The organism is Solimonas terrae (genome assembly GCF_011067135.1).
Taxonomy (GTDB): domain Bacteria; phylum Pseudomonadota; class Gammaproteobacteria; order Nevskiales; family Nevskiaceae; genus Solimonas; species Solimonas terrae.
Map to the genome: position 1 here is coordinate 222,475 of NZ_JAAMOW010000005.1, position 19,578 is coordinate 242,052.

Consider the following 19,578-nt stretch of genomic DNA (forward strand, 5'->3'; position numbering starts at 1 on the left):
TTCGATCACGGCGCTCGCACCAGAGCCGCGCCGCTGCGGCGCCAGTCTCAGCTGCGCCCTTCGAGCTTGAGAATGTAGTTCCAGTGCGCCGGCTTGACCGGCGTGACCGACAGGCGGCTGCCCGGCGCCAGTAGCAAGAGGCCCTGCAGCTGCTTGTCGTGCTTGCGCAGTTCGGCGAGTGTGACCGGCGTTTTCAGCTTGCGTTCGAAGCGCACGTCGACCAGCAGCCAGCGCGGTTCTTCGGGCTTCGATTTCGGATCGTAGTGATCGGCCTTGGCATCGAACTGAGTCGGGTCCGGATAGGCGTTCGACGCGATCGTCATCAAGCCGTAGATGCCGGGCTCGGCGCAGCTCGAATGGTAGAAGAACGCCTGGTCGCCCTGTTTCATCTGATCACGGAACATGTTGCGCACCTGATAGTTGCGCACACCGTCCCATTTTTCGGTCTGCCTCGGTCGCGACGCGAGGTCGTCGATGGAAAAGCAGTCCGGCTCCGATTTCATCAGCCAGTAGGCCATGTCACGCCCCAGGTAATTCCATTTTCCGTGATGACCGCGTCGAGCCGGATGTCCCAGGCTTCGCGCGGCAGTTGTTCGAGCTGCTGGAGCGCGTAAGCGTAGCCGAGATAGCGCGGCCTTTGCGCGATGCGCGGGCGCGCCAGCCAGCGATCATAGTAACCACCACCGGCGCCGAGGCGGGTGCCGTGCCGGTCGAAGCCGAGCAGCGGCAGGATGACGGCATCGAACTCGGCGCGGCGCACACGCCGGCCGCGGCCTGCCGGCTCGGCGATGCCGTGGCGATTGCGTCGCAGTGCGGCGCAAGGCCGCAGCCATTCGAAGTGCATGCTGCCGGGTCCGTCGATACACGGGATCGCGATACGCAGGCCGCGCGCGACCATGCCGGTGATCAGCGGTGCGGTCGCAAGTTCGCTGCCGCAGGCCAGATAAACCGCGACCCGCCTCGCGCGCATCGCGCCGAGCAGACGCAGGGCGTGGCGGGCGGCACGATCAGCGGCACGCCGTCTTTGTGCCGGCACAACGCAAAGGCGCCGCGTGCGGAGTTCGCGACGCAGCGCCTGCTTGATTTGGTAGATGTCTCCCGCCTGTGCCGTCATCGATTTTCGACCTTGAGACATAGTCTCAAGTGGGCACCACGCCACGCCTTCGGGCTTCCCACTGCGAGGTGGGCCTGCACGCCCGGCATGGTTACGGTTCCCGGGGTTTTTTAAATAGGCTCAAGGGTACCAAACCGATTCTCGAACACCGCAGGAGACACGGCCAAAGAATATCACGCGGCGCGCGGCGTCCTTCGACCGCTCGTCATTCGAGCGACATCGTCGAGTCGATGTCGAGTGCCAGCTGGCGCAGACGCTGCACGGTTTCCGGGTTCGGCTGGGCGACGCCTTCGACTCCCTTCAGTTCGAGCAGCTCGCGTGCAATGTTGAGCGCGGCCATCACGGCGATGCGCTCCGCGCCCAGCGCCTTGCCGCGTTTGCGGATGCTGACCATGCGCTCGTTGAGGTAATCGGCCGATTTGACGAGCGCCTCGTGCTCCTCGGTCGGGCAGGCAACATTGTATTCCTTGCCCATGATGCGCACGGTGATACTCAGCGATTCGCCCGGATCCTTGCTCGCGATCATGATTCCTGCTCCGATTCGAGCGAGCGCACGCGCTCGACGATGCCTTCGATGCGCCGCCGCAGCTCGGCATTCAGCGCCAGCAGACGATCGCGTTCCTGCAGGGCACGTTTCTCTTCAAGGCGCGACTGGCGATACGCTGCCATCAGGCGCTGCACGCGATCTTCGAGCTGCTGGAGTTCGGCTTCGATCATTGCGGTCGACAACAAAAAAAGGCGGCGGCCCAGTATAGAACGTCTACCGGGACCGCCGCCTGCCGGAATACCGGCTTACGTCACGCTTACTGCAGGATCAGGAACAGGGCGCCCGGACCGCGGCGCAGCTGCAGCAGCAACTGGCCCTTGCCGGCCACCAGCTTGTTGAACTGCTCAAGCGACTCGATCGGCTGGCGGTTGATGGCGATGATGATGTCGCCCGGACGCAGGCCGACATTGGCGGCGGCCGAATTCGGCTGCACGTCCTTGACGACCACACCGCTGTCGACATCGGCCGCATTGGCCGTTTCCTCGTCGAGCGGCGCGAACGTGGCACCTGCCAGACGCGGCGAGACATCCTTGCTGATCGAGGCGGTCTCGGTCTTGTCGTCCTTGCCGATCTTGACCGAGACGTCCTTCGGCTTGCCGTCGCGGTAGAGCTTGAGGTCGACCTTGTCGCCGACCCGCATCAGGCCGACCAGACTGCGCAACTGGCCGAAGTCGATGATCGGCTTGCCATTGGCCTCGACGATCAGGTCGCCGGCCTTGATCCCGGCCTTGTCGGCCGGCGATTTCGGCAGGACGCGACCGACCAGCGCACCGCGGTTGCTTGGCAGATTGAGCGCCTTGGCGAGTTCGGGCGTGACTTCCTGGCCGCCGACGATGCCGATGTGGCCGCGCTCGACCGAGCCGTGGTCGATCAGCTGCGTCATGATCGTGTGTACGAGATTGACCGGGATCGCGAAGCCGATGCCGACGTTGCCGCCGGACTGCGAGTAGATCATCGACGGCACGCCGACCAGCTCGCCCTTCAGATTGACGAGCGCGCCGCCGGAATTGCCGGGATTGATCGAAGCGTCGGTCTGGATGAAATCGCCGAGCCCGTCGCTGATGCCGGTGCGGCCGAGCGCCGAGACGATGCCGCTGGTGACGGTCTGGCGCAGGTTGTATGGCGAGCCGATCGCGACCACGAAGTCGCCGACCTGCAGGCTGTCGGAATCGCCCAACGGCAGCGCTGTGAGATTGTCCGCCTTGATCTGCAGCACGGCGACATCGGTACCTTCGTCACGGCCGACCAGCTTTGCATCGAATTCGCGATCGTCGTTGAGGCGGACCTTGATCTCCTTGGCATCCTTGACGACGTGGTTGTTGGTGATCACGTAGCCTTTGCCGGCGTCGACGATCACGCCCGAGCCGACCGACTGGAATTCGCGTTCCTGCGGCTGATCCGGTGCGTTGAAGAAGCGACGGAAGAACGGATCGTCCATCAGCGGGTTGTGGACTTCGACTTCGCCCGTCACGGAAATGTTGACGATTGCCGGCATCACCGGCTTCAGCATCGGCGCAAGCGACGGCACGCCCCCTTGTACCGGCAGCTGCTGGTTGGTTGGCGTGGCGGGAATGTCAGCGTGTGCCGGTGGCGGCGCCGACGACATCATGAAGGCGGCAGCGAGGATGGACGCAGAGACCGCGAGCGGCGCAATGAGCTTGACGGTGAATTCTTTGGACATCGAAAAAATCTCGGATCACGCTGCAACAGGCAGCGGCGGATAGACCGCGGGTGGACGCAATAGTTTCAGCGTGGCGCCGGACTCAGCGCAGCTGTATGGCCGGATTCAGGCTGTAACGCCCGACCAGCGAGCCGCGCGCCAGCACATGTCCGTCGACGACCTGCCGCAGTTCCGAGACCGAAAAACCGCTCTTCAGGCCGCAGCTGTCGAGATCCAGCGCCAGCACCTCGAAGCGGTAGCGGTGCGTCAGCGCATCGTTCCAGGGCGGGCACGGGCCATCGTAGCCGAGATATGTGCCTTCCATGGCCGCGTCGCCCTTGAACCAGCCGCTGTAGTCGTTGACGCCCTGCACGGTGCCCTCCGGGCCGCGCGGCTGCGCCTTGCCGTGCGCGGTGACGCAATCGCAGCAGCTGCCTTCGGCAATCTCGGTCACGGCGGCGGGCATGTCGGCGAGCAGCCAGTGCACGAATTCGGCGCGCGGCAGTGCAGCAGGCACGACACGGCCTTCGCGATTGACATCGTCCGGACGCGTCGGTGCGTCACCATCGATCATCGTCAATGCAAAGCTTCGCGTTGTCGCCGGCGCTCCGGCCCAGGCCAGATGCGGATTGCGATTGTGGCCGAGGCGGACATGGCCGAACGGTGCCTGGACCGCAAACGCGCAGCGCCCGGCGATGCGGCCACTCGATGTCAGGCTGCGACTGGACAGTTTCATGCAATCTCCTTGACGAATGACAGCGGTTTCAGTGCCAGCGCGGCATGGTGGTTTCCTGGACGCTGCGACGCAAGCCGACACCGAGTTTGACCAGACCCTCGGCAAGCCGTTGCGCGAGGCGCTGACGGCGTCGGAAGCTGAGCGAGAACAGCTCGGCGTCCTTGACCCGCTGCAACAGATAGTCGTCACTGGTCTGCAGCTGATCGACGAGCTTGAGTTCCAGCGCCTGGGTACCGAACCAGTGTTCGCCGGTGGCGACGCGTTCGATGTCGAGTTGCGGGCGATATTCGCGCACGAAGCGCTTGAACAGGGCGTGGGTTTCCTCGATCTCGACGCGGAATTTCTCGCGGCCGGCGTCGGTGTTTTCGCCGAACAGGGTCAGAGTGCGCTTGTAATCGCCGGCCGTATGCAGTTCGTAATCGACATCGAGGCGTTTCAGCAGGCGATGGAAATTCGGCAGCTGCGCGACGACGCCGATCGAGCCGACGATCGCGAATGGCGCGGCCAGTACCTGATCGGCAACGCAGGCCATCAGATACCCGCCGCTGGCCGCAACCTTGTCGACGGCAACGGTCAGCTTGATGCCGGCACTGCGCAGGCGGGCCAGCTGCGAGGCGGCAAGTCCGTAGCCGTGCACCATGCCGCCCTCGCTGTCGAGCTGCAGCAGGACCTCGTCCTGTCCGGCGCGGGCAACCTGCAGCACCGCACTGATCTCCTCGCGCAGGGAGTCGACTGCCGAGGCCTGAAGGTCGCCATGGAATCGCAGCGCGTAAACCCGCGGCCGGTCCGGCGCCTTGCCCTTTTTGGCCAGCTTATTGCGTGATTTGGATTCGCCCTTGCGCGTCTTGTCGAGCGCCTTGAGTTGCGCCTGGTCGAGGACCTCGTCGCGAACGGAGTCGGCGAGGCCTTCGTAGCGCCGATTGAGATTGCGGACATCCAGACGTTCCGGGCCGCCGGCGCTGCGCGCGCCGCGGGCCAGACCGGCCAGCGTGGCGGCCAGCACGATCAGGGCCGTGACCCAGGTCACGGTTTTGGCGAGAAACAATGCGTAAGGAATCAGGAATTCGGTCATTTAGCGGTTTTGAGCGGGGGGTAGAAGCTGGAAAACTTCGGATTCGCGCGGCAGAATCGTTGCTGAAGCCAAGGAAGGCAAGTGCGACCGTGAGCGAAATTTTCAATTTACGCTGCAGTGCAAAATGGCTTGCGTATACTAATAGGGCTTTCGTAGCGCTTTTCGGGCTGTCTGGACAATCAAGAGGTTGGGAGATTCGGCGATGAAAACAATGCACCGTGCCGGTCTGGCACTCGTGCTCGCTGCCTGTGCCATGCCGGCGCTTGCGCAGGAATCCGAGCAGGAGATGCGGCCGTATGTCAGTGGCGGTTATACGTACACGTTCGAAGACAGTGACCGCAATTCGGACAACGGGAATGGCTGGTTCGTCGGTGTCGGCAAGGCGATCAACCAGTACTGGGGCTGGGAACTGAGCGGCTCCTGGGACCAGTTCGACAAGGACGGCGCTGCCAATCCGAACAACTGGCGCCAGTACGGTGCCAAGCTCGACGGCATGTTCTTCTATTCGCGTGATCGCAAGTTCTCGCCCTACGTCGGTATCGGCGTCGGCGGCATGCGCAGCGAGCTGAAGAACACCGGCGACAAGTCGACCGACCCGTTCGTCGACGCCGGCGTCGGCTTCTTCAAGTATTTCGGCGACAGCAATTACGGCCTGCGCGCCGATGTCCGCTATCGCTGGCTCGATGCCAATGACGTGCCGGGCTCGAACAGCTTCGGCGAACCTGTCGTCAAGATCGGTCTGGTCGCGGCACTCGGACCGAAGCCGGTCAGCGCAGCCGAAACGGTCAAGGATTCGGACGGCGACGGTGTGCCGGACGACGCCGATCTCTGCCCGGGTACCCCGAAGGGCGTCAAGGTCGATGCCAAGGGTTGCCCGATGGATTCCGACGGCGATGGCGTGCCGGACGGCATCGATCAGTGCCCGGGAACGCCGCCCGGCGTTGCGGTTGACGACAAGGGCTGCCCGACCACGCTGGGTTCCGGTCGCTTCAAGATCACCGGCACCGGTGCGGACCTGCGCTTCGAAGACGTGCACTTCGCGTTCGACAAGTCGGATCTGACCGACTACTCGAAGCAGATGCTCGATGACGCTGCCAATGTCATCAACAAGGTTTCCGAGCAGTATCCGAGCCTGAAGGTCGACATCTCCGGTCATACCGACTCGGTCGGTACCGAAGGCTACAACCAGGGTCTGTCCGAGCGTCGTGCCAATGCAGTCAAGGAATATCTGCTGCGCAAAGGCGTCGAGGCTGGTCGCCTGAGCACTTACGCCTACGGCGAGTCCAAGCCGGTCGCGACCAACGACACGGAAGAGGGACGCGCACAGAACCGTCGTGCCGAAACCCGCACCCGCGGCGAGTAAGTTCGCACTGCCGTAGATCAAGGCCCCCGCTGCGTGAGCAGCGGGGGTTTTCTTTGTCTCGTCGTTACGGCTCTGCAGCGTGCGGCAAGCGGGGTGCGTCGCTGGGCGCCGCGATCGCGAATCAGAAACCGCGTTGCAACATCGCAACGCGCTCGGCCGCACTTGCATGCGGGTCGGCAACTTGCGCAGTGAGCCGGCCGCCGAACTGCCTGTGTACCAGATCGGCGAGAAAATCCAGGTGGGCATCGTCGGCATTGAGCGCCGGGATGTAACGCAGCGCGCTGCCGCCGGCGTCGCGGAACTGCTCATTGTAGCGCTGCGCCACTTCTTCGAGCGTTTCGAGACAGTCTGCCGAAAATCCAGGACAGATCGTGTCGACGGTCTTGATGCCGCTGCGGGCGAGTCGTGTGATGACCAGATCGGTGTAGGGTGACAGCCACTTCGCGCGCCCGATGCGGGACTGGAAAGACAAGGTCCAGGCGTCGGGTGGCAGATCCAGCGCGGCGGCGAGCAGTCTTGCGGTTTTCTGACTGAAGCAATAGTACGGATCGCCAGCTTGCAGGCAGCGCACCGGGATCGAGTGAAACGACATCAACAGATGTTCGCCGCGCCCGTTTCGTGCCCAATGCGCGCGTACCGACTCGGCGAGCGCATCGATATATGCACTCTCGTCGTGATAGCCATTGACGAAGCGCAGTTCCGGCCACCAGCGCATCGGCCGCACGCGATCGACCACGGCCTCGAAGACCGTGGCGGTGGTGGTGGCCGAATACTGCGGATACAGGGGCAGCACCGCGATGCGCCGCGCGCCGCGCTCCAGCAGTTCGTCCAGCGCTGCGCCGATCGACGGTGTGCCGTAGCGCATGCCGAGCGCAACCGGTACGGCATCTCCGAGCCGGGATTGCAGGCCGCGCTGCTGTGCGCGACTGATCGCGAGCAGCGGCGAACCTTCTGCTGTCCAGATCGACTGATAGGCGTGCGCCAGACGCCGCGGGCGAAATGGCAGGATGAAGCCGTACAGGATCGGCCACCACAGCGCGCGCGGAATTTCGACGACGCGCGGATCGCCGAGGAACTCGGCGAGGTAGCGGCGGATTGCGGCAGGCGTCGGTGCGTCGGGCGTGCCGAGATTGGCCAGCAGGACGCCACAGCGCTGCGCCTGATCGTGTGCGCGGACGGGATCGGATGGGGCGGTGTTCATCGCCTGGATTTTACGCAGCTGCCGTGCCGGACGACGCCGATGATCCTCTGGACATCGGTCAATGCTTTGCCGTCGCCAGCGCGCTGTGTGATCGCGAATACGCGAAGTAGACGAGCAGGCCGATCAGCATCCAGGCGCCGAACGCGGTCCACGTGAACGTCGCGAGATTGAGCATCAGGTAGCCGCAGGACAGGACGCCGAGCAACGGCACGAGCGGCGAGGCCGGCGTCTTGAACGGGCGCGGCAGGCCGGGGTGGGTACGGCGCATGACGATGACGCCTGCGCAGACCACCACGAATGCGCCCAGCGTGCCGATGTTGGCCAGCTCGGCCAGCCGACCCAGGGGCACGAAGCCGGAGAACGCGAGCATGATCACGCCGGCGGCGGCGATCGAGCCGACCGGTGTTCCGGTCTTCGGGTTCACGTAGGCAAAGAACTTTGGCAGCAGCCCATCGTGGGCGATCGCGAACAGCACGCGCGTGAGGCCGAAATACATGACGAGGATCACGGTCGTGAGGCCGGCGATGGCGCCGATCGAGATGATGCCGGCGACCGTGGTCTGGCCGATCTGCAGCAGCGCATGCGCGACCGGCGACGGAACATTGAGTTCTCGGTAGCTGACCATGCCGGTCAGCAGCAGCGAGACGATGATGTACAGCGCCGTGCAGATCGCCAGCGAGCCGAGGATGCCGATCGGCAGATCGCGCTGCGGATTGCGGGTTTCCTCGGCGGCGGTCGACACCGCGTCGAAGCCGAGATAAGCGAAGAAGATCGTTGCCGCGCCGGTCATGATGCCGACGCCGCCGAAATGCGTTTCGCCGCCGACACCGAAGCCCAGACCCAGCTGGATTGCATCGAGCAGGCGCATTTCCCAGCTGAAACCGCTGGCTGCGCCACTGGTGGTTTCCAGCGGCGGAATGAACGGTGTCCAGTTCTCGGCATGGATATGAAATGCCGCGACACCGATGAACAGCAGGATCGCTGCCACCTTGACCGCCACCATCACGGCATTGAACAGTGCGCTCATCTTGGCGCCGGAGGCCAGCAACAGGCCGATTGCCAGCACGACCAGAAACGCCGGCAGATTGATCAGGCCCGGTGTGAGTTTGTCGATCGGTCCGTGTGTCAGGAAATCCGGCAGCCCCGAGCCCATGGACTGCAGGAAGTTGACGACGTAGCCCGACCAGCCGGTCGCTACCGCCGGGATCGCAACCATGTATTCGCAGAGCAGCATCCAGCCGATGATCCAGGCCGGCAGTTCACCGAGGCTGGCGTAGCCGTAACCGTAGGCCGATCCGGCGCCGCCGATCGAACTGGCGAGCTCGGCGTACGACAGCGCAGCACAGGCACAGGCGAAACCGGCAATCAGGAACGACAGCACGACGGCCGGTCCGGCCTGCGTGGCGGCGGTGATGCCGGTGAGCACGAAGATGCCGGCGCCGATCACCGCACCGACGCCCAGCAGAGTCAGATCCCAGGCGCCCAGCACGCGTTTGAGGCCGCGGTCGTTGGCGTCCGGCAGTACCGGCTTGGTGCGCAGCAGGCTCATCGGTGCAAATCCCCCAGATCGCAGTAGCGTTCGATTATGCACAAAGCCTGCGCAGCGTCTGAAGAGGAAAAGCCCCGGAAACGCAAAAGCCCGGCGCGAGGACCGGGCTCTTGCGTCAGAACATCGATCAGGCGCGCTCGACGATCGCCGTCACGCCGAGTCCGCCAGCCGCGCAGATCGAGATCAGGCCGCGACCACCCTTGTTCTCGTCGATGATCTTGGCCAGCGTCGCGAGGATGCGCCCACCGGTGGCGGCAAACGGATGGCCCGCTGCCAGACTGCCACCCTTGACGTTCATCTTGGCGCGATCGATGGAGCCGAGCGGCGCGGACAGGCCGAGTTTTTCCTTGCAGAATTTCGGGTCTTCCCAGGCCTTCAGCGTGCACAGCACCTGGCCGGCGAAGGCTTCGTGAATCTCGTAGAAATCGAAATCCTGGAGGCTCAGGCCCGCGCGTTCGAGCATGCGGGCGACTGCATAGGCCGGTGCCATCAACAGGCCTTCATGCTTGCTGCCGGCAAAATCGACGGCCGCGGTTTCCGCATGCGTGATGTAGGCGAGCGGCTTGAAGCCATGTGCCTTGGCCCAGTCTTCCGAGGCGAGCAATACCGCCGATGCACCGTCGGTCAGCGGCGTGGAGTTGCCGGCGGTCAGCGTGCCCTGGCCCGACTTGCGATCGAACGCCGGGCTCAACGACGCCAGCTTTTCGAGCGTGATGTCCGGACGCAGGTTGTTGTCGCGCTCCAGGCCCGCAAACGGCACGATTAGGTCGTCATAGAAGCCGGCGTCGTAGGCCGCCGCCGCTTTCTTGTGCGATTCATAGGCCAGCAGGTCCTGCGCCTCGCGCGGAATCTTCCATTCCTTGACCATCACTTCCGTGTGCTGGCCCATGCTCATTCTTGTGCGCGGCTCGCCATTGGTCGGAATCTGCGGGGCAAGCATCGCCGGCCGGAACTTGGCCAGCGCGGCCAGGCGCTGGCCCGTGGTCTTGGCGCGGTTCACTTCGAGCAGGATCTTGCGCAGCTTCTCGCCGACTGCGATCGGTGCATCCGAGGTCGTGTCGACGCCGCCGCCGATGCCGGACTCGATCTGGCCGAGTGCGATCTTGTTGGCAACGTTGATCGCCGCCTGCAGACCCGTGCCGCAGGCCATCTGCAAGTCATACGCGGCCGTTTCCGGCGCCAGCCCGGACGACAGCACGGACTCGCGGCACAAATTGAAATCGCGCGAATGCTTGAGCACGGCGCCGGCAGCGACCTCGCCAAGGCGTTCGCCATGCAGCTGGAACTTGTCGACCACGCCCTTCAGGGCCGCGGTCAGCATGTCCTGATTCGACTTCGTCGCGTACGCGGTGTTTGAGCGCGCGAACGGAATACGCGAGCCACCGAGAATCGCCACCTTGCGGCCGTAGGGTTTCATGTCAAATCTCCTGCAATGGAAAAGAAATCGTCGGCGAGCTTAGTCCCGGCTCGTCGGGCTGGCTATTGCTGCGCCGCCACGAAGTGTGGTCATCAAGTGTTGCCTGCCATAGACGAAAAGCCCCGCAGGGCGGGGCTTTTCGTACGCGTTCCGGAAACTGCTGCTTGAGTGGTCTCAGGACTCCGACGCCCACTGCTCCAGCATCTTCTCCAGGTAGTGGATGTGGTGCGTGCCTTCCTTGAAGACCGGATCGCGCATGATGCGGCTCTGCAGCGGGATGTTGGTCTGGATGCCTTCGATGACCATCTCGGCAAGGGCCTGGCGCATGCGAGCGATTGCCGACTTGCGATCGGACCCATAAGCGACCAGCTTGCCGATCATCGAATCGTAGTGTGGCGGCACCTTGTAGCCCGCGTAGCAATGAGAATCGAGACGGATGCCGGGGCCACCGGGTTGGTGGTACTTCTTGATCTCGCCGGGCGAGGGGATGAAGCTGCGCGCGTTCTCGGCATTGATACGGCATTCGATCGCGTGACCGCGGAAGCGGATGTTGCTCTGCTTCTTCTTCAGCGGCTTGCCGTCGGCGATGCGTATCATTTCCTTGATCAGGTCGACGCCCGTCACCATCTCAGTAACCGGATGTTCGACCTGGATGCGCGTGTTCATTTCGATGAAGTAGAAGTGCCCTTCTTCGTAGAGGAACTCGAAGGTGCCGGCACCACGGTAGCCGATGCGCTTGCAGGCCTCGACGCAGAGATGGCCGATCTCGGCGCGCTGCTCGTCGGTGATGCCGGGCGCCGGGGATTCCTCGACCACCTTCTGGTTGCGGCGCTGCATCGAGCAATCGCGCTCGCCGAGATGGATGGCGTTGCCCTGGCCGTCGGACAGCACCTGAAACTCGATATGGCGGGGCGTCTCCAGGTATTTCTCCATGAACACCGAGCCGTCCTTGAACGCGGCGAGCGCCTCGCTGCGTGCGAGATGGACTTTCTGCACCAGGTCGACTTCGCTGCGCACGACGTGCATGCCGCGGCCGCCGCCACCGCAGGCGGCCTTGATCAGTACCGGATACCCGACCTGCTCGGCAATGCGGACGCACTCGTCATCGTCGTCCGGCAGGACGCCGTTGCTGCCGGGTACGCAGGGCACGCCGGCGGCAATCATCTCCGCCTTGGCGTTGGTCTTCGAGCCCATCAGACGTATCGTCTCGGCCTTGGGGCCGATGAAGATGAAGCCGGACTTTTCGACGGATTCCGCAAAGTCCGCGTTCTCGGACAGGAAGCCGTAGCCCGGATGAATCGCGTCGGCCTGCGTGACCTCGGCGGCCGAGATGATCGCGGCCATGTTCAGGTACGAGCGGCCGGCCTGCGGCGGTCCGATGCAGACGGCCTCGTCGGCCAGCGCGACGTGCTTCTGCTCACGGTCGGCGGTCGAATAGACGGCGACGGTCTTGATGCCGAGTTCCCGGCAGCAGCGCAGGATGCGGAGGGCGATTTCGCCACGATTGGCGATCAGGATTTTCTTGATTTCTTTCATGGCCGCGGCTTCAGGCCATCTGTCGGGGGAGCTGGTTCATCGCGCATCACTCAATGGCGAACAGCGGCTGATCGAATTCCACCGGCTTCTCGTTGTCGGCGAAGACTTCGACGACGACGCCGGCCTTGTCCGACTCGATCTGGTTGAGCATCTTCATTGCCTCGATGATGCACAGCACCTGACCGGCCTTGACCGTCTGTCCGACTTCGACGAACGACTTGGCACCCGGCGACGGCGAACGATAGAACGTGCCGACCATCGGCGCCTTGACGATGTGGCGGTTGTCGGCTGCCGGCGCGGCAACTGCGGCTGCGGCCGGTGCCGCAGCCGCCGGTGCCGTGACGGCAGCGGTCTGCGGCGCGGCGACTTGCGGCGCCTGCATGTACGTGACCGGCGCCTGCGCGATCTGGCGGCTGATGCGAACCGACTCTTCGCCTTCGCGCACTTCGAGCTCGGAAATGCCCGACTGCTCGACGAGATCGATCAGCGTCTTGATCTTGCGTAAATCCATTGCTCCCTCCCTGGGGATGCGTTTTCAGGTTTGCGAGAGGCGCTCATGCGCAGCCTGCAAGGCGAGCTGGTAACCCAGCGCACCGCAGCCGGCAATCACGCCCAAGGCGATGTCGGAAAGATAGGAATGCTTGCGGAACGTCTCACGGGCGTGGACGTTCGACAGGTGAATTTCGATGAACGGGATTGCCACCGCCAGCAGCGCATCGCGCAGGGCAACGCTGGTATGGGTGTAGGCGCCCGGATTGATCAGGATGAACGCAACCGCCTCCGACCTGGCCTGCTGCACGCGATCGACCAGTGCGCCTTCGTGGTTGCTCTGGAAGCAGCTCAGCTGGTGGCCCAGTCGCGCAGCGGCCGAACTCAGCGCAGATTCGATGTCCGCCAGCGTCCGGCGTCCATAAACCTCGGGTTCACGGCTGCCCAGCAGGTTCAGATTGGGGCCGTTGATCAGCAGCAGCTGGCTCAAGCGCGTCGGTCTCGTTCGCGGGAGTCACCGATTCTGCAGGGACGCTCCTGCGAATACAAGCTCAAGATCGATTTGCAGGAAGTTGCCGACAAGATCGAGGCTTTTTCGTACGTTTTAGACGAACGATCGTTCAGGATTTGCCGAGGTGGCGTTGCAGCAGTCCGTCCAACTCGTCGCTGCTCAATCCGCCGAGATTGCGTTCGACGATAAAGCCGTCGGGATCGATCAGCACGGTAAACGGCAAGGCACCCTTGTCGTTGCCGAAGGCGCGCATCGCCAGATCGCCGCTGGCGAAGTCTGCGGTCACCGGATAATTGATCTTGAAGCGCGCCAGCATCGGACGCACCGCGTCGGCTTCGTCGAGTGCGGGGCCGATGACTTTCAGACCCAAGCCGCTGTACTGGTCCTGCGCACGCACGAAGTTCGGCAACTCGTCGATGCAGGGCGCACACCAGGATGCCCAGAAATTGATCAATACCCAGTGCCCGTGCAGCGACGCCAGGCTCAGCGTGCGGCCGTCGAGCGTGATGAAGTTCACCGCCGGTGCCGCTGCCGATACCGGTTCCGAGGTCGTGTTGGCCGCGAGATGGCGATACAGCAGAGCGCCGCCGGCCAGGGCGGCGAGCGACAGCACGATGGCGACGGGTACGGACTTGCGCATGTTCATCGGCGAATGGTCTGGACGACGGTTTGCGGGGGATAGCAGACGCCGGCATCGGCGCAGCCCTGATAGCTGACGCGCAGGCGCAATGGCGCGTTCAGGGGGCCGATGGTCGGCACATCGGCGTCGAGCAGCTCGCGATAAATCTGCACCGAACCGAAATGCTCGTCGACGTGAGCAATGCCCTGCGGCAGACGGATGGCTTGCAGTCCGACGCGACTCGGCGCCAGCACTTCAACGCGAATGCGCTGGCGATACAGGTAGTAGCCAGGGGCAATGTTCCAGCTCAGATGCAGATGGTGGTCATGGTATTCGACCGGCAGCAGCGAGAACGCCTGCGCCGCCGGCAGCAGATCGTCGGTCGACGACAGTCTTTCGAACGGTCGCGCCGACGCGCTCAGCACGATGCCAAGCGCAGCGGTGCCGAGCCAGCGGATCAGGAGCACGAAGCGAGTATCCAGTCGAGATAGGGGGGATGAACCTTGTCGACACTGACCGCGACGATCTCGGGAAGTTCGTAGGGATGTGCCTGCAGCACCGCGCTGCGCACGGCCTCGAACGCCGCGCTTGGATGCTTGATCACCAGCAGGGCTTCGTCAGCGTGTTCGACCGCGTTCTGCCAGCGATAGACCGAGCGAAGCCGCGGCAGCACGCTGACGCAGGCGGCGACTCGTGCATCGACCAGCGACCGCGCGAGACAGTCCGCGTGCTCGGGCGGACAGCTGACGAGCGTGATGGACATCATGGATCAGGCGACCGGGGAGTGACGCATGCCGCGCAGCTTAAATCGTTCGCTGCGGGCGCGTCGCCGTCCGCGTCGGTCCGAGCGGAGCCGCCATCCGCGCGCTGGCATCCCTGAGCGAAAATGCCCAGACTACGCGCCCCGTCGCTCCTGGCGGTCGTTTTCGTTCCCGCCGACGGCGGGAGATCACCTGCGGTCCATCGTCATGCAGCACCTCGAACCCTCTGCTCTGCGCCGCGAATTGCGCGAGTATTTCCGTCTGGCCTGGCCGATCGTTGCCGCGCAGCTGTCGTTCGTCAGCATGGGCACGGTCGATACCATACTCGCCGGACGTCTCGGCGCGCCGCAGCTGGCTGCGGTCGCGGTCGGCGCCAACGTCTTCTTCCTGATGTTCGTGTTCTTCTCCGGCCTGTTCATGGCCGTTTCGCCGATCGTTGCGCAGAAGGTCGGTGCGGATGAGGACGCGCAGGCGATCGGGCGCTTCGTGCGGGGTGCGCTGGTGCTGGCACTGCTGATGGGCGGTGTGTGGGTCTTGCTGCTGCATCTGGTCCGCGAGCCGGTACTCGATCTGCTGTCGCTCACCACCGATACGCGCGTCTATGCGGATGGCTACCTGCGCGCGCTGGTCTGGGCTCCGGTTCCGACCTGCATCAACTTCGCGCAGCGCAACGCCGCCGACGCGCACGGACTCACGCGATTGTCGCTGGTCGCAGGCCTGGTCGGCCTGCTGGTCAACGGCACGCTCGGGTACGGATTCATGTATGGCCATTTCGGTTTGCCGAACCTTGGTCCGCGCGGCGCCGGCTACGCGCTGTCGATCGCCAGTTGCGCGATGGTGTTCGTCTATGCGGCCCAGTATCGGCGTACGCCGCGTCTGCATGCACTGCGGGTACTGGGCGGCGGACCGTGGTCGTGGCGCGTTGCGGCGGCGCAGGTCTTGCGCCTCGGTCTGCCGATCGCCGCGATCCTGACGGCCGAGGCCAGCCTGTTCCAGATCGGCGCGCTGCTGATCGCGCGTTTCGGTGCCGAGACCATGGCGGCGCACCAGATCGCGATCAACTGGGCGTCGCTGATGTTCATGATTCCGCTGTCGATCGGCATGGCGGCGACCGTGCGTGTCGGTCACGCGGTCGGTGCCGGCAATGCAGCGGCGATCGCACTGCGCGGTCGCGCCGGCATGTTGATCGGCGTCTGCTTCGCGCTGTTCTCGGCGAGCCTGATGCTGCTGGCGCCGCGCGCGATCGTTGCGCTGTACACCAACGTCGATGCGGTCGCGCATATCGCCGTCGGCTTCCTCGCCTATGCCGCGCTGTTCCAGATCGTCGACTGCATCCAGGCGACGTCGGGCGGTGCGCTGCGCGGCATCAAGGACACACGCGTGCCGATGATGATCACCGTCGCCGCGTACTGGGTGGTCGGCCTGCCGCTCGCGACGACGCTGACGTTCAGGACGGCGCTCGGTCCATCCGGTGTCTGGTGCGGATTCATCGGCGGCCTCAGCATCGCCGCAGTCGGTCTGTCGACGCGCTTTCTGCGCCAGACGCGCGCAGCCTGGCGCGCCGCGTGACAGCCAAGCAAAGACCGCCAAAGCTGTCTTTGCTTATGCCTTGAACTCGCTCGGCTGAAGGTCCTTAATAGGCGCCTTCCCCCGGACGGAGAACCAGACATGAGCCTCAGACTCGGCGATACCGCACCAGATTTCGAGACCGAAACGACCGAAGGGCGCATCCGCTTCCACGACTGGCTCGGCGATTCCTGGGGTGTACTGTTTTCGCACCCGAAGAACTACACGCCGGTGTGCACGACCGAACTGGGCTACACCGCCAGGCTCAAGCCGGAATTCGACAAGCGCCACGTCAAGGCGATCGGCCTGTCGGTTGACAAGCTCGAAGACCATCATGGCTGGAGCAAGGACATCGAGGAGACGCAGGGCGCTGCGCTGAATTTTCCGCTGATCGCCGACCCCGACCGCAAGGTCGCTGATCTCTACGATATGATCCATCCGAACGCCAGCGACACCTTCACCGTGCGCAGCGTGTTCATCATCGATCCGAACAAGAAGATCCGCCTGACGCTGACCTATCCGGCCTCGACCGGCCGCAATTTCGAGGAGATCCTGCGCGTGATCGATTCGCTGCAACTGACCGACCGGCAGAAGCTCGCGACGCCGGTGAACTGGAAGCCGGGCGATGACGCGATCATCGTTCCTGCGCTCAAGGACGAAGAGGCGAAGAAGCTGTTTCCGCAGGGCTGGAAGACGCTCAAGCCTTATCTGCGCATCGTCAAGCCGTCGCCGTGAAGCGGGTCGCCGCGGCCTTGCTGCTCGTCACCGGCGCCGCCCACGGCGGCCCGGCGTCTCCGGCGCCGTGCGCCGCTGCCGAAATGCACCAGTTCGACTTCTGGGCCGGGCGCTGGCAGGTCAGCAGCGCGGATGGCAGGACCACACTCGGTGCCAGCGAAGTCGAAGCGGTTGCAGGCGGTTGTGCGCTGCACGAGCACTGGCACGGCAGCAAGGGCGCGGAAGGCGAGAGTCTCAACATCTACGATGCTGCCAGCGGGCACTGGCACCAGACCTGGGTCGACAACAGTGGCGCCCTGTTGCAACTCGATGGCGGTCTGGTCGGCAAGGCGATGGTGCTCGAAAACGTGCATGGCCCGGCGGCTGCGCGCGTCACCGAACGCATCACCTGGACGCCGCTGCCGGACGGTCGCGTCAACCAGCGCTGGGAAACGATTCCGGCCGGAAAGCCTGCGACGATCAGCTTCGATGGCTACTACCGGCGCCGGGCGGAAACCTCCGGTGCGAGTCCGTGAGCCATGCGCCGGAAGCGGGGGTGCTCGACCCTGCTTCCTCTGCAATCCGGCCGGCGACGGTTGCCGGTAGCGTCCGCGCCGCTGAGCGCGCGAAGCGATCGGCTTGCCGTCGCGGCGTCGCGGTCGGCGGCCGGGCCTTTCTGTTTGCCGCCATGCTGCTGGCGTCACCGGGCTGGGCGGCCAGCCTTGCCGGCAAGCCGGCGCCGCCGCTGACCGCGACCACACTCGACGGCCTGAAGTACAGCTTGCAGCAGCATCGCGGCGAAGTCGTGATCGTCAATTTCTGGGCGACCTGGTGTGGTCCCTGTCGCGTCGAGCTGCCGGCATTCGAAGCGTTCTATCAGGCGCACCACGACGACGGCCTGAGTGTACTGGCCATCAGCGTCGACGATGCCGACCAGACAGCGCGTGTACGTGCGCTCGCTCAGGATTTCGATTTTCCGGTCGCGCTCGGCGCCGACGTGCAGGCCGGTGGCTACGGGCGCATCTGGCGTCTGCCGATCACCTTCGTGATCGATCGCGCCGGTGTGCTGCGCATCGACGGTGGTGTCGGTGCGCGCGTCACCTGGGACCTGTCGTCGCTGGAAAAGCAGGTCGGACCGCTGCTGCGCGAACGCTGAAGCAGTCCGGCCGGCTCCGGCTGTCGCTTCAGGAGACTTGCGGCGGTCTCAGAAGCGATAGCCGAGGTTGACGCTGGCGATGTAGTGCGGCGCCAGTTGGTAGCCCGTGTAGTGCTGGTACACCGGCAGCTGCAGGAAGCCGGACAACGAAACCTGCCCGCCGATGCCGGCGCTGACGCCCGGACTCAGCGCGATCACCTGGCTGCCGCTGTTCTGGTAATCCGCCTCTGCTCCGGTCTCGTGGCCTTCGATCCGGCTGTTGATCTGCAATTGCGGGATGAAGCCCGTGAAGCCCACGTAGCGCAGTCCGGCATTGAGGCTGATCTGCGTTCCCGGCCGGAAACCGTCCCGCGTATCGAGCGCCTGCTTCAGCTGCAGCTGCTCGAAGCGATCCCAGTCGCGGCTCAACGCGGCGTAGTGGTACACGCCGACGATGAGGTCGGTCGTGCCGGTGCCATTCTGCAGTCCGCGATCGAGGGTCTCGCCCGCCTCCGCGCCGCGATCGAAGCGATCATCGATTTTGCCGGTCGGCAGTTGCAGGCCGAACTGCAAGCCCCAGCTGTGATCGGCGAAGAAGCCCTGGTAGCGGCCGATGACGCGCAAGTCGCCGATGCCGCTGGTCGACGAGCCTGTGATCCCGGTATCGCCTTCGTCGATGGTCTGGTGCTCGCGCTGCAGCGTCGGCAGTTGCACGCTGAGCCCCCAGTCGTGATCGATGCTGTAGTCGAGACCCAGCGTGTAGAAGCGCGTCAGCGTGCCTTGCTGGATTTCCTCCTCGTTGGGAATTTCGACGTCGCGGCGTCGTACCGCATGCGCGCCGTAGCGCAACTGGTCCTGGTTGATGAAGTCATAGCGCAGATCGAGGCGCAGGCCGGCGGCAGTGGAATAGCCGGAGTCGGCCCATTCGACGCCGATGTTGCAGCCGCAACTGGAGCAGGCCGAGGCCCGCAACGGCAGCGACGACGTGCCGGCGGCAATCAGCGACAGAACAAGCGCGCGCAGGGGGGCGTTGGAGTGTGAGTGAATCATGAGGTGTCCGGAATTGACGGGCGTGCGGGTGCACGCAAAGGTTCCGCGCGTCGCGGAACCGCAAACCAGCGTCGGAATTCAGGACTGCTCGGGTGGCGCCCGGCTTGGCGGCCGCAGGTAATTCGCCGTGTCGTTCGCCGCGCTCTCGACGACGGGTTCCTGTTGCCGTGCCGGCGCGGCTGCCGGCGCCGGCGACAGGCTGGCAACGTATGGCAGAGCCGGAGTCGCAGCCGCCGCAAACGGGCATTGCGGCTCCTGTCGATCGGCGCCGTGCCCGGTGTGGCCGGCGTCGCCCGATCTTGCCGGGTTCTGACCGATCGTGACCGGGCCCTGGCCGTAGCACATCGCGAGGCCGAGCACCGTGCCCCGAGCGGTGTGCGTCATGACCGGCATGAAGCCCGGCGGAATCAGCGCGCGATACAGCACGCCCAGCAGTGCAAGCCAGAGCAGGATGGTGTGACGGTGGCGGCGGACGCTCGACATCGGCCGCGATCATAGCAGCGGAGAAGGCGGCGCCGTTACCGCGCGCCGGTCCCCG

At 64.6% G+C, this 19,578-nt stretch carries 23 protein-coding genes and 1 other RNA gene; 5 read left to right on the forward strand and 19 right to left on the reverse strand.

Annotated features, from left to right (window positions below):
- Positions 1–47: 47 nt before the first annotated feature.
- The 8 genes from G7Y85_RS11340 to sohB form a co-directional block, all read right to left on the reverse strand.
- On the reverse strand, positions 48–518 hold the full coding sequence (locus tag G7Y85_RS11340) for an EVE domain-containing protein (RefSeq protein ID WP_166256700.1): 471 nt from the start codon (positions 516–518) through the stop codon (positions 48–50).
- The gene (locus G7Y85_RS11345) at positions 503–1,036 is read right to left on the reverse strand and encodes a 5-formyltetrahydrofolate cyclo-ligase (RefSeq protein ID WP_436286635.1); all 534 of its coding nucleotides are present in this window, start codon (positions 1,034–1,036) and stop codon (positions 503–505) included. Before G7Y85_RS11345 ends, G7Y85_RS11340 begins: the two co-directional genes overlap by 16 nt.
- A gap of 55 nt (positions 1,037–1,091) precedes the next feature.
- A non-coding RNA gene (gene ssrS / locus G7Y85_RS11350) (6S RNA) lies at positions 1,092–1,274 on the reverse strand.
- A gap of 45 nt (positions 1,275–1,319) precedes the next feature.
- The gene (locus G7Y85_RS11355; protein WP_166256704.1) at positions 1,320–1,640 is read right to left on the reverse strand and encodes a cell division protein ZapA; all 321 of its coding nucleotides are present in this window, start codon (positions 1,638–1,640) and stop codon (positions 1,320–1,322) included.
- Positions 1,637–1,831 (reverse strand): hypothetical protein, encoded by a 195-nt coding sequence (locus G7Y85_RS11360; RefSeq protein WP_166256707.1) that lies wholly within the window; start codon positions 1,829–1,831, stop codon positions 1,637–1,639. Before G7Y85_RS11360 ends, G7Y85_RS11355 begins: the two co-directional genes overlap by 4 nt.
- 86 nt (positions 1,832–1,917) lie before the next feature.
- Positions 1,918–3,342, reverse strand: coding sequence for a DegQ family serine endoprotease (locus G7Y85_RS11365; RefSeq protein ID WP_166256710.1), 1,425 nt, complete (start codon positions 3,340–3,342; stop codon positions 1,918–1,920).
- Positions 3,343–3,424: 82 nt separating this feature from the next.
- Positions 3,425–4,057 carry a YbhB/YbcL family Raf kinase inhibitor-like protein gene (locus G7Y85_RS11370; RefSeq protein ID WP_166256713.1) on the reverse strand — a complete coding sequence of 211 codons (633 nt, stop codon included), beginning with the start codon at positions 4,055–4,057 and terminating at the stop codon, positions 3,425–3,427.
- Between the two features lie 28 nt (positions 4,058–4,085).
- Positions 4,086–5,129 carry a protease SohB gene (gene sohB, locus G7Y85_RS11375; RefSeq protein ID WP_166256716.1) on the reverse strand — a complete coding sequence of 348 codons (1,044 nt, stop codon included), beginning with the start codon at positions 5,127–5,129 and terminating at the stop codon, positions 4,086–4,088.
- A 202-nt stretch (positions 5,130–5,331) separates the two neighbouring features.
- Between sohB and G7Y85_RS11380 the strand changes: the two genes are divergently transcribed.
- Entirely contained in the window at positions 5,332–6,492 is a 1,161-nt protein-coding gene (locus G7Y85_RS11380) for an OmpA family protein (protein ID WP_166256719.1), read from the forward strand.
- Between the two features lie 121 nt (positions 6,493–6,613).
- Here G7Y85_RS11380 and hemH read toward each other — a convergent pair whose 3' ends face one another.
- From hemH to cutA, 9 genes are all read right to left on the reverse strand, one after another.
- Positions 6,614–7,693, reverse strand: a complete 1,080-nt coding sequence (gene hemH, locus G7Y85_RS11385) for a ferrochelatase (protein ID WP_166256722.1) — start codon at positions 7,691–7,693, stop codon at positions 6,614–6,616.
- Positions 7,694–7,751: 58 nt separating this feature from the next.
- Positions 7,752–9,242: an APC family permease gene (locus tag G7Y85_RS11390; protein WP_166256725.1), complete on the reverse strand. Its 1,491-nt coding sequence runs from the start codon at positions 9,240–9,242 to the stop codon at positions 7,752–7,754.
- 127 nt (positions 9,243–9,369) lie between these two features.
- Positions 9,370–10,659 (reverse strand): acetyl-CoA C-acetyltransferase, encoded by a 1,290-nt coding sequence (locus G7Y85_RS11395; protein ID WP_166256728.1) that lies wholly within the window; start codon positions 10,657–10,659, stop codon positions 9,370–9,372.
- Positions 10,660–10,833: 174 nt separating this feature from the next.
- Positions 10,834–12,195, reverse strand: coding sequence for an acetyl-CoA carboxylase biotin carboxylase subunit (gene accC / locus G7Y85_RS11400; protein ID WP_166256731.1), 1,362 nt, complete (start codon positions 12,193–12,195; stop codon positions 10,834–10,836).
- Positions 12,196–12,241: 46 nt separating this feature from the next.
- A complete protein-coding gene (accB, locus tag G7Y85_RS11405; RefSeq protein ID WP_166256734.1) occupies positions 12,242–12,706 on the reverse strand; it encodes an acetyl-CoA carboxylase biotin carboxyl carrier protein in 465 nt (154 codons plus the stop codon).
- Positions 12,707–12,730: 24 nt separating this feature from the next.
- Complete coding sequence (gene aroQ, locus G7Y85_RS11410) at positions 12,731–13,174, reverse strand: type II 3-dehydroquinate dehydratase (RefSeq protein WP_166256737.1); 444 nt, start codon at positions 13,172–13,174, stop codon at positions 12,731–12,733.
- A 130-nt stretch (positions 13,175–13,304) separates the two neighbouring features.
- Positions 13,305–13,841: a TlpA family protein disulfide reductase gene (locus tag G7Y85_RS11415; protein WP_166256740.1), complete on the reverse strand. Its 537-nt coding sequence runs from the start codon at positions 13,839–13,841 to the stop codon at positions 13,305–13,307.
- Positions 13,838–14,281 carry a protein-disulfide reductase DsbD N-terminal domain-containing protein gene (locus G7Y85_RS11420; RefSeq protein WP_166256743.1) on the reverse strand — a complete coding sequence of 148 codons (444 nt, stop codon included), beginning with the start codon at positions 14,279–14,281 and terminating at the stop codon, positions 13,838–13,840. The genes G7Y85_RS11415 and G7Y85_RS11420 overlap by 4 nt, the downstream gene beginning before the upstream one ends.
- Positions 14,272–14,577, reverse strand: coding sequence for a divalent-cation tolerance protein CutA (gene cutA / locus G7Y85_RS11425; protein WP_166256746.1), 306 nt, complete (start codon positions 14,575–14,577; stop codon positions 14,272–14,274). Before cutA ends, G7Y85_RS11420 begins: the two co-directional genes overlap by 10 nt.
- 205 nt (positions 14,578–14,782) lie before the next feature.
- Here cutA and G7Y85_RS11430 point away from each other — a divergent pair, with 205 nt between their 5' ends.
- From G7Y85_RS11430 to G7Y85_RS11445, 4 genes are all read left to right on the forward strand, one after another.
- Entirely contained in the window at positions 14,783–16,144 is a 1,362-nt protein-coding gene (locus G7Y85_RS11430; protein WP_166256749.1) for an MATE family efflux transporter, read from the forward strand.
- A gap of 99 nt (positions 16,145–16,243) precedes the next feature.
- Positions 16,244–16,876, forward strand: a complete 633-nt coding sequence (locus tag G7Y85_RS11435) for a peroxiredoxin (protein WP_166256752.1) — start codon at positions 16,244–16,246, stop codon at positions 16,874–16,876.
- Positions 16,873–17,391 carry a hypothetical protein gene (locus G7Y85_RS11440; protein ID WP_166256755.1) on the forward strand — a complete coding sequence of 173 codons (519 nt, stop codon included), beginning with the start codon at positions 16,873–16,875 and terminating at the stop codon, positions 17,389–17,391. The genes G7Y85_RS11435 and G7Y85_RS11440 overlap by 4 nt, the downstream gene beginning before the upstream one ends.
- Positions 17,392–17,543: 152 nt before the next feature.
- A complete protein-coding gene (locus tag G7Y85_RS11445; protein WP_166256758.1) occupies positions 17,544–18,011 on the forward strand; it encodes a peroxiredoxin family protein in 468 nt (155 codons plus the stop codon).
- A gap of 48 nt (positions 18,012–18,059) precedes the next feature.
- On the opposite strand, the gene G7Y85_RS11450 is transcribed toward G7Y85_RS11445, so the two are convergent.
- The gene (locus G7Y85_RS11450) at positions 18,060–19,040 is read right to left on the reverse strand and encodes a transporter (protein ID WP_166256761.1); all 981 of its coding nucleotides are present in this window, start codon (positions 19,038–19,040) and stop codon (positions 18,060–18,062) included.
- Positions 19,041–19,118: 78 nt separating this feature from the next.
- Positions 19,119–19,523 (reverse strand): DUF2946 family protein, encoded by a 405-nt coding sequence (locus G7Y85_RS11455; RefSeq protein ID WP_166256764.1) that lies wholly within the window; start codon positions 19,521–19,523, stop codon positions 19,119–19,121.
- Positions 19,524–19,578 lie beyond the last annotated feature (55 nt).

Excerpts from the sequence above, each read along its gene's own strand:
- G7Y85_RS11340 (WP_166256700.1), bottom strand. The coding sequence starts at position 518 with ATGGCCTACTGGCTGATGAAATCGGAGCCGGACTGCTTTTCCATCGAC.
- G7Y85_RS11355 (WP_166256704.1), bottom strand. The coding sequence starts at position 1,640 with ATGATCGCGAGCAAGGATCCGGGCGAATCGCTGAGTATCACCGTGCGC.
- G7Y85_RS11360 (WP_166256707.1), bottom strand. The coding sequence starts at position 1,831 with ATGATCGAAGCCGAACTCCAGCAGCTCGAAGATCGCGTGCAGCGCCTG.
- G7Y85_RS11365 (WP_166256710.1), bottom strand. The coding sequence starts at position 3,342 with ATGTCCAAAGAATTCACCGTCAAGCTCATTGCGCCGCTCGCGGTCTCT.
- G7Y85_RS11370 (WP_166256713.1), bottom strand. The coding sequence starts at position 4,057 with ATGAAACTGTCCAGTCGCAGCCTGACATCGAGTGGCCGCATCGCCGGG.
- sohB (WP_166256716.1), bottom strand. The coding sequence starts at position 5,129 with ATGACCGAATTCCTGATTCCTTACGCATTGTTTCTCGCCAAAACCGTG.
- G7Y85_RS11380 (WP_166256719.1), top strand. The coding sequence starts at position 5,332 with ATGAAAACAATGCACCGTGCCGGTCTGGCACTCGTGCTCGCTGCCTGT.
- hemH (WP_166256722.1), bottom strand. The coding sequence starts at position 7,693 with ATGAACACCGCCCCATCCGATCCCGTCCGCGCACACGATCAGGCGCAG.
- G7Y85_RS11390 (WP_166256725.1), bottom strand. The coding sequence starts at position 9,242 with ATGAGCCTGCTGCGCACCAAGCCGGTACTGCCGGACGCCAACGACCGC.
- G7Y85_RS11395 (WP_166256728.1), bottom strand. The coding sequence starts at position 10,659 with ATGAAACCCTACGGCCGCAAGGTGGCGATTCTCGGTGGCTCGCGTATT.
- accC (WP_166256731.1), bottom strand. The coding sequence starts at position 12,195 with ATGAAAGAAATCAAGAAAATCCTGATCGCCAATCGTGGCGAAATCGCC.
- accB (WP_166256734.1), bottom strand. The coding sequence starts at position 12,706 with ATGGATTTACGCAAGATCAAGACGCTGATCGATCTCGTCGAGCAGTCG.
- G7Y85_RS11415 (WP_166256740.1), bottom strand. The coding sequence starts at position 13,841 with ATGAACATGCGCAAGTCCGTACCCGTCGCCATCGTGCTGTCGCTCGCC.
- cutA (WP_166256746.1), bottom strand. The coding sequence starts at position 14,577 with ATGTCCATCACGCTCGTCAGCTGTCCGCCCGAGCACGCGGACTGTCTC.
- G7Y85_RS11430 (WP_166256749.1), top strand. The coding sequence starts at position 14,783 with ATGCAGCACCTCGAACCCTCTGCTCTGCGCCGCGAATTGCGCGAGTAT.
- G7Y85_RS11435 (WP_166256752.1), top strand. The coding sequence starts at position 16,244 with ATGAGCCTCAGACTCGGCGATACCGCACCAGATTTCGAGACCGAAACG.
- G7Y85_RS11445 (WP_166256758.1), top strand. The coding sequence starts at position 17,544 with ATGCTGCTGGCGTCACCGGGCTGGGCGGCCAGCCTTGCCGGCAAGCCG.
- G7Y85_RS11450 (WP_166256761.1), bottom strand. The coding sequence starts at position 19,040 with ATGATTCACTCACACTCCAACGCCCCCCTGCGCGCGCTTGTTCTGTCG.
- G7Y85_RS11455 (WP_166256764.1), bottom strand. The coding sequence starts at position 19,523 with ATGTCGAGCGTCCGCCGCCACCGTCACACCATCCTGCTCTGGCTTGCA.